The sequence below is a fragment of the Holospora obtusa F1 genome (assembly GCF_000469665.2).
In the GTDB taxonomy this organism is placed as follows: domain Bacteria; phylum Pseudomonadota; class Alphaproteobacteria; order Holosporales; family Holosporaceae; genus Holospora; species Holospora obtusa.
The window spans coordinates 19,328-28,086 of the sequence record NZ_AWTR02000061.1 but is presented as its reverse complement, the minus strand read 5'-3'; the positions used below and the strand labels follow the sequence as shown (position 1 = coordinate 28,086).

5 protein-coding genes are annotated in these 8,759 nt (G+C 36.2%); 1 reads left to right on the top strand and 4 read right to left on the bottom strand.

Annotation, left to right across the window (positions count from 1 at the left end; genetic code table 11):
- Positions 1-1,620 (top strand): hypothetical protein (locus P618_RS08215; RefSeq protein ID WP_040458389.1); only part of this gene is annotated, 1,620 nt, incomplete at its 5' end.
- Positions 1,621-1,641: 21 nt separating this feature from the next.
- On the opposite strand, the gene mutL is transcribed toward P618_RS08215, so the two are convergent.
- The 4 genes from mutL to atpA form a co-directional block, all read right to left on the bottom strand.
- Positions 1,642-3,558 carry a DNA mismatch repair endonuclease MutL gene (mutL, locus tag P618_RS03340; protein WP_024161152.1) on the bottom strand — a complete coding sequence of 639 codons (1,917 nt, stop codon included), beginning with the start codon at positions 3,556-3,558 and terminating at the stop codon, positions 1,642-1,644.
- A gap of 149 nt (positions 3,559-3,707) precedes the next feature.
- Complete coding sequence (uvrB, locus tag P618_RS03335) at positions 3,708-5,717, bottom strand: excinuclease ABC subunit UvrB (protein ID WP_024161151.1); 2,010 nt, start codon at positions 5,715-5,717, stop codon at positions 3,708-3,710.
- 496 nt (positions 5,718-6,213) lie between these two features.
- Positions 6,214-7,155 (bottom strand): F0F1 ATP synthase subunit gamma, encoded by a 942-nt coding sequence (locus P618_RS03330; RefSeq protein ID WP_021827342.1) that lies wholly within the window; start codon positions 7,153-7,155, stop codon positions 6,214-6,216.
- Positions 7,152-8,702 carry a F0F1 ATP synthase subunit alpha gene (gene atpA, locus P618_RS03325; protein WP_021827343.1) on the bottom strand — a complete coding sequence of 517 codons (1,551 nt, stop codon included), beginning with the start codon at positions 8,700-8,702 and terminating at the stop codon, positions 7,152-7,154. The genes P618_RS03330 and atpA overlap by 4 nt, the downstream gene beginning before the upstream one ends.
- Positions 8,703-8,759 lie beyond the last annotated feature (57 nt).

The following is an 8,759-nucleotide window of genomic DNA, read 5'->3' as shown; positions in this document are numbered from 1 at the left end:
AGCGTTGGATACTCTGAATATTCTAAAGCTTTGGCTGAGCTATTTAGGAATAGCCCTAAAACGGAAGTGTTTTGGGATAGAATGGATGGATTTTTGAGGAAAAAGTCTGCGTTGACGATTTTTGGAGAGTTTCAAAATCAGACAGAAAGATTTAGTAAAGAAAATTTAGAAAAATTTGAACAAGATCCTCTCGGACGAAAAATACTTAAAGATTGTGTAATTTCATCTGATACGGCAAAACATTATGAGGAAATGATTAAAAGTGGCTCTGCCTTTGATAATGATCCAAATTTTCTTAACGCCTCACTTCAATTTGTTGAATATATCAATTCTAATGGATACCCAACTCTAGAGGAATTACTAGAAATTCAATCGAAAGAGCCGGAAATTTTTTCTGTGCCGAACATGATTATCAGGTTTTATAAGGGAACTTACGATGAAAATGACATTATAGACGCTTATCTGGATAAAAAAAATAACTTAAAAAAAGTTTTAGAAGAAGCTTCAGAAATTTTATCTGAATACAAAAACGATATTAAAAAAACATCTGAAATATCTGATTTTGTATTAAGAGCCAAAAAATACTATGAAAACGGATTTCCCTCAGGAATTCATGAATTATCAAAAATTTTTCCTATTGAACGTCAAAAGGACAATCTTAAAATTCTTCGCCTATCCATGCTAGAACCTGTGGATGTTTTGAATTCAAAAGACCAAACATTGCAAGAAATTATAAAAAATGTTTCAAAAAAAATGGATGAATTTCGAAAAATTAAAGAAAAAGAAGACGAAGAATTTGAGAAAAGCCACCAAAAATACATAGAAGAAGGAAAAAAATTCGAAAGCAATAACGCTCGAACTATAACGGATTGGATTCAAGGAGAAAATTTCTTAGCATTGAGCGATCTTTTTTCGTTGCCATCAAAAAAAATTATTCAAAATGTTTTGAAAGATTATATTGTTTCAATAATAGAAGGGTCATTCATGTCTGGAGAGGAAAATAAAAAATATCAAAAAGAAATACAAGAGAATTTATATGATTTTAGAATACTGTTACGTGATCTAAAATCAGAGCAAACCGTGATAGAAAAATATAAAACCTTAAAGCAAAAAATAGAAACGATGCTAGAAAAAGAGCAAGATCCAAACGCTAAACAATATCTTGAGAAAATAAAAATCCAATTATTTCCTGGAAAAGATTTTTCGTCAATTTATAAAGAGATTTATCCGTTTTTAGAGATGGTGTCTGCTCAAAAGAAACGTAGAATAGATGGTTTTTCTCAGCATTTAAGCTTAGAAACAAACAAAGAAATTGAAAATATTCAAAAAGAAATATTTGATTTTATTGATAAAATCGTGCTACCAAAAAAAGAAAGACTTTCTATGTACAGAGCTTTTTCTAATATAGACAAAGTCTCGATTATTAATTTAAACAAGGAATTTTTGGATTTGTGGAGTAAATTGACTGCGAATTTAGATGGAAACAAAAAAGAATTTGCAAAGTGGATGAGAGAGACTTTTTACGGAAAATTAGAAGAAATTCAATCACGTCAAGCCTCATCGAATCTTGAAACACAAGGCTTAACTGAGCCAGATTTAGAAAAAAAAGTAAAATTGTAATTTTTAGAGAATTTTATTTTGTTAAGGGTTACGATCAAACCAGGTAGAAATTTGATCTACGGAAAAGACACAATATACTTTGCGCCCATGATTGCATTGGGCAGAATTTGGAGTTTTTTCCATAGCTCTTAATAACCCATCCATCTCTTCTAAAGATAATCGATCTCCTAAAAAAACACTTTTTCTGCATGCCCAATACGCTAAAACATGATGAAGCAATTCTTGATGAATTTCTTGTGCTGAACATAGTAATTCTTCAGAAAGACGTTGCAAAACTGAATCCCAAAGCTCTGAAGCTGGATGAGTATGAAGTACAGCAGGAATTCCTTTTAATACGAACGTTTCATCTTGCTGCTCTACGGGGAAGCCCACCTCTGCTAAAGCAGCGCGATGCATTTCCACAGTAATTTTTTCTGCTTCAGTTAACGAAAGTACTAAAGGCGGAATTAAAAATTGCACATCAAACGATTTCCACTGACGTTTCATTTCTTCATAAAGAATACGCTCATGCGCGCCATGAGGGTCAATAATCACTAGCCCTTGAGTACTCACTGAGACGATATATCTATTCTGAATTTGACAAATTGGACGTCCTAAATCTATTTTTACAAGCGGTGAACTGTCTGTAGTAGAGCAGTCTTCTATCAATAAAGATGGGGAAATGTTTTCTTTAAGAGAAAACGAAGATTTTGTAAAAAAATTTTCAGATGCTTCTAGTCCCAAAAGGTAGGGAGTTTGAAATTTATCAGAGGTTTTTGTTTTTTGCTTAAAAAAATCGGATTCTTTTAAAGAAAAAGAATCCATAACAGAAGGTGGGTTTTGTGAGAAAGCAATACTTTTTTCAGATGCTTCTTTATATAAGGATTCGGTATCTTGTTTTGTCTCAAAATTAAGAGAAACTTTTTTGTCAAAAGAAGGATACGAATCCATTTTTGGTGTAATACTAACGCTTTTTTGACCATACTGGATTAAAGACTTTCGTAAAGCCGTAATAAGAACAGAGCGAATTTCCTGTGGAGCTTTAAAGCGTACTTGTGTTTTTGCAGGATGCACATTCACATCCACATCTGAATAAGGAATGCTTAAAAACGCAATCACACAAGGATACCTATCTTTTGGAATTAAGTCTTGGTAAGCTATTCTCATGCTTTGAACTAACATTCGATCTTCAATCGGGCGCTGGTTAGTATACAAAAAAATCCTATCTGCATTTCTTCGATGCGCTCCCGGTAGAGCGGCCCATCCAGTAACCTTTACATCATGAATTTGAGTTTCCAACCAAAATCCTTCTGCTGCTTGTAGATTGAGTAGTTGTTTGATGCGCCCTTCTAGGGATGCTGCGTCAAATACTTTGTGTTTTTCATCAAGACGCAAGGAAAAAGTAACATGAGGATTTAAAAGTAAAAAACGCTCTAAACAATTGGTGATCTGAATATGCTCTTGAGCTGGAGATCTTAAAAATTTTAATCGAGCAGGTGTTGCAAAAAAGAGATCACGAATCTCAATACATGTTCCCACGTCACACGCGACCGGCTTAAAGTCTTGCTGCTCTCCTCCTTCTATGTATAGGCTCCATCCGTGAGGCTGATTCAATGTTTTACTAGAAAGTAGCGCTTTTGAAACTGAGGTAATGGAAGCTAGCGCTTCTCCACGAAAACCAAAAGTGTGAATATTCCACAAATCTGCGTGAGAAAGTTTGGATGTTGTGTGACGTTGAACAGAAAGCTTCAAGTCTTCTTTGATCATTCCGCAGCCGTTATCTTGAATACGTATCAAAGTTTGTCCTCCACCTCGAACCGTGACATGAATTTCGGTTGCCTTAGCGTCCAAAGAGTTTTCAATCAATTCTTTGATAACGGAAGTAGGGCGCTCTATAACTTCTCCAGCAGCAATTCTGTTAATGAGCTGAGGTTCGAGTAAACGAATGACAGAAAACACAGCAAGCACTCTTCATGTAATTAGATAAAATTTTATCTATTTATTTTTCATAATGCAATGCTTCTTATCCTGCTAAGAAAAAAAGAAACTATTGTTTTGAAAAAGCAAATTATGGATAAAAACCTTCAATGCATTTCTAAAAAAAATGATTACTTTTTTTCTAACTGTATGATCCAATCTCGAAGCTTTGCAGCTTTTTCGAAATCTAAGGACTCTGCTGCTTTTATCATCTCCATTTTTAAGGTCTCTATGGAATCTGTGTATTGAGCAAAACGTTCTAACTTTCGATCTGTTGCCTTTGGGGTTCGAGTATCTTCTTCTAAAATTGTTTTGGCTAGAGAAAACGCTGCTTTAGGAACGATTCCGTGCTCTTTATTAAACTGATCTTGCAAAGTTCTTCTGCGATTTGTTTCGTCAAGTGCCTCTCTTAAAGATACCGTCATCGTGTCCGCGTACAATAAAACGCGTCCTTTTAAATTTCTAGCTGCTCTTCCCATGGTTTGAATAAGCGCCGTCTTCGAGCGAAGATACCCTTGTTTATCTGCATCTAAAATAGCAACTAACTGACATTCTGGAATATCTAATCCTTCCCTTAATAAATTTATACCAATTAAAATATCAAACACACCTTTGCGCAAATCTTGTAAAATATGAATTCTTTCCAAAGTGTCTACATCTGAGTGCATATAGCGCACATTAAAGCGCGCTTGCTCTAAATAAGCACATAAATCTTCTGCCATTTTTTTTGTAAGTGTCGTCACTAAGGCTCTTCCTTCATCTTTTTTCACTTCTCTGAGGGCATTCATTAAATCATCAATTTGATTGTGAGTGGGGCGTACATAACACACAGGATCCAACAATCCTGTGGGACGAACTAATTGTTCAACGACTTCCCCTTGTGCTTGAGTAATTTCCCAAGCTGCCGGAGTAGCAGAAACAAAAATACTGCAAGGACGCATACGGTCCCATTCATCAAAATGTAACGGTCGATTGTCAGCGCAAGAAGGAAGTCGAAATCCGTATTCTGCTAAAGTTCTTTTTCGAACCCCGTCTCCTGCAGACATTGCCCGAATTTGAGGTACGCTGACGTGACTTTCGTCCACGATAAACAAGGCGTCCTCGGGAAGATACTCAAATAACGTAGGCGGAGGAGATCCCGCAGGACGCCCGGTTAAGTACCGAGAATAATTTTCAATTCCTGCGCAAGTTCCCGTATGAACAAGGCTTTCTAAATCAAAGGTTACACGCTCTTTTAATCGTTGAGCCTCTACTAAACGAGAAGTATCGTTAAATTCCCTTAAACGTTGAGCTAACTCTTCTTTGATTCCTTGAATTGCCTGAAAGATTGTAGGGCCGGGAGCTACATAGTGACTATTGGGGAAAACTAAAATTTTTTCTAATTTTGTGACACGATTTCCGGTTAATGCATGTATTTCGTAGATATTTTCTAATTCTTCATCAAAAAAAGATAAACTCCAGGCATGATCTTCGTAATGGGAAGGAAAAATATCAACACGATCTCCTGTAACGCGAAACATACCTCTTTTAAATCCTACATCGTTTCGTTTGTAATGCATCTTAACTAGCTGTTTTAAAAGGTCAGATTGAGGAATGCGTTGTCCTGTTTTTAGCTCAATAGACATTCCTTGGTAAGATTCGACAGCTCCCAACCCGTAAATACACGAAACGCTTGCTACAACAATAACATCTCTTTTTTCGAGTAAAGCACGCGTAGCACTATGACGCATGCGCTCTATTTGCTCGTTAATAGAAGATTCTTTTTCAATATACGTTCCGCTAGAAGGGACATACGCTTCTGGTTGATAATAATCGTAGTAAGAAACAAAATATTCAACGGAGTTTTTTGGAAAAAAACACTTCATCTCTCCGTATAACTGTGCTGCTAAGGTTTTGTTCGGAGCTAAAATTAATGTAGGGCGTTGAAGTTTTGAAATCACATGAGCCATAGTAAAAGTTTTTCCAGATCCTGTTACACCTAGAAGTACTTGATTTTTTTTGTCTTCTAATACGTTTTGCACAAGAGCATGAATTGCTTGAGGCTGATGTCCAGCAGGTTCAAATGGTGCAATAATTTCAAAAGGACGGTGAGACTTTTCTATTACCGTATACCCTTTGAAGACGGAATGCAGGTCGCTCAAAATCAAAAAAAATTCTAATAAAGCGGTATTAGTATAAAGTAGGTGCAGAAAAAAATCAAAAAAATAATGTTATTTACACGATTTTAGAGTTTCCTAATAGGGATAAAAATTTAAAAAACACTTAAAATAGAAGATTCAACAATAAGAATTTTTGGAAAATTTTAAAATGTAAGTAGGAGCGGTTTTTATTTATAGTAAATTCAGTCAAGTCTTGTTTCTAGAACAAAATTTTAAGATCATATATCCGAACATCTCTAACTTCGATTAACTGAGTATCGTACTTTACGTATTCACAAACCTCAACTTAATTTACTATATATCAAAATAACGTGCGCGTTCTAAACAAGAAACAAAAGAGATCTGAATTTCAAAAGATGCGTGAGCAGATTAGGAGTATTATAAACGCTCCTAATTATTCCTTTTTTTCTTGATTATCTATCGAATTCTTAAAAAATTGTTATAGATTTTTGCTGATAAATCAATGAAACACAACGCTTCATTCCACAGATTGAAGTGCGGCAGTAATTTCTACAAGCTCTTTCGTAATTTGATTTTGTCTTAAATAATTGTACTGTTTTTGTAAAGATGAAAGAAGTTGACTTGCGTTGTCACCCGCTTGCTCCATAGCCATCATACGCGCACTATGCTCACTGACTAAATGTTCTTGAATCAAAGACAAAAAATGCTTGCAGGTACACATTTTTTCCCAAGATTTTAATAACGTAGAATGATCTGGTAACAGTAGGGGAAGTGTTTGATTAAAATATTCTCCCACACTTTTTTCCATAAAGAAAAAAGATTCCTCTTCTTCAAATTTTTTTTTATGATCTGGAGAGAAGTTTCCTAATGAACCCCACACAACGTGCTGAGAAATAGCATTAACATAATGCATATACAACACATAGCACCCTTGTAAATCTTCGTTATCAGATGCTTTATAGATATTTTCCAACCAGTGAGCAGCGTCTTTTTGAGCGAAATTTTGTATACTGTGTAAGAATTCAAATTGAACATGTGGATATCTTAAAGCTTCTTTTTGGCCCCAAAGCGTTATTTTTTTTCCAACAATAGTAACGCGTTTTAAGGTTTGCATTTGCAACATGCACTCTAAAAAGGCTTTTTGAATTTTTCCGTTAAACCCTCCACAAAATCCCCGATCTGATGCCAATACAACCAAATGTTTTGGGTCTAAAACTGTTTCTTTCGAATCAGTTATGATGGGTTTCTCTTTTTTTTCCAAAGAAGTTTGATCCAAAAAATCAAAATAGCGTAAATGTTCTAAACGACGCACCATAGAATCAAGCTCTTTTTGAGCTCGGCGCCACTGATGTTGAGCCTTTAAAAGTTTTGTTTGAGAGACCATCTTGAGCGCCTTCGTCAACTGCTCAATTCCTGCAACACTTTTGCGCTTACTGCGCAATTCTTTTAACGTAATCATACTGGAACAAAATTTTCCTTACATTTTTGAATACATTGCGTGATCGCAACACTTGCGGTTTCAGAAAAATCACCACTATCATCTATTTCTTGAATCCATGCAACATAACTTTCATTCAAAATTTCCCAAAAAAAAGCTAAAAATTCAGATACGTGAGTCACAGGAATATCATCTAAATGCCCTTGGGTCACCGCATACAGACTTACGACTTCTTGTGCAAGAGAGCAAGGAGAATTTTGAGGTTGCTTTAAAGTCTCCACTACTCTCTGTCCTCGTTCTAACGTGTGCCGAGTTGCACCATCAAGATCTGAAGCAAATTGCGAAAAAGCTTCTAACTCTTTATATTGCGCAACCTCCAATTTTACAGCACCTGATACTTTTTTTATAGCTTTAGTTTGAGCTGCCGAACCTACACGACTTACGGAAAGCCCGATATTAATTGCTGGACGCAAGCCTTTATAAAACAAATCTGTTTCTAAAACCAGCTGTCCATCAGTAATAGAAATAATGTTTGTTGGAATATAAGCGGAAACATCCCCACCTTGAGTTTCCACAATGGGTAAAGCTGTCAAAGAACCGCCCCCCAAATCATCATTTAATTTTGCAGCTCTCTCTAATAATCGAGAATGTAAATAAAATATATCTCCTGGATACGCCTCGCGCCCTGGCGGTCTTCGTAACAATAGTGCCATTTCTCTATAGGCTACAGCATGTTTCACCAAATCGTCGTAAACGATAAGCGCGTGCTGACCTCTGTCTCTAAAATATTCTGCCATAGCACACCCCGTATATGGGGCCAAAAATTGCAAAGAGGCTGACTGTGAAGCATTTGCGCACAAAATAATACTATATTTTAGTGCATCATGCTCTTCAAGAGTTTTGACAATCTGAGCTACCGTAGAACACTTTTGTCCAATCGCCACATACACACAAATAACGGGAGAATTTGGATTGGCATCATTAAAATGTTTTTGATTCAAAATGGTGTCAATGGCGATCGTAGTTTTTCCGATTTGACGGTCTCCTATAATCAATTCCCTTTGCCCTTTTCCAATAGGAATTAAAGCATCTATAACTTTGATCCCTGTAGCCAAAGGCTCAAAAACGCTTTGACGAGCGATAACAGAAGGAGCTGGCCGTTCGATCAAGCTGTATTCCGGATTTTTAAAAGGTCCTTTTCCATCGATAGGCTCTCCCAATCCGTCAACGACTCGTCCCAACAATTCTGGACCTACAGCAGTTTGCATTAAGCGTTCTGTGCGCTTAACGACGTCCCCTTGTTGAATATTTTTAGAATCTCCAAAAATTACCACGCCCACCGTATCTTCGTTCAGGTTCATGGCCATTCCTTGAGTTCCGTCACTGAACTCTACTTTTTCTCCAGCTTGCACATGATCAAGTCCCCAAACAGTTGCAACCCCGTCGCCTACGCTTAATACAAATCCAATTTGAGCATCAGTCGTGGTAAACGCAGAATTTTTTTGAGAAAAAATATACTCCTTAATTAATGCTGAAAATTCAGAAGCTTGTAATTTTGAAGATTTCATTTATATATCCTTTTGTTTTTACATCTATTCCCAATAACGTTGCGTTACTGGGTAGAT

Bases quoted from the DNA above. Each gene is read 5' to 3' on its own strand.
- P618_RS03330 (WP_021827342.1), bottom strand. From the start codon at position 7,155: ATGATTACGTTAAAAGAATTGCGCAGTAAGCGCAAAAGTGTTGCAGGA.
- atpA (WP_021827343.1), bottom strand. From the start codon at position 8,702: ATGAAATCTTCAAAATTACAAGCTTCTGAATTTTCAGCATTAATTAAG.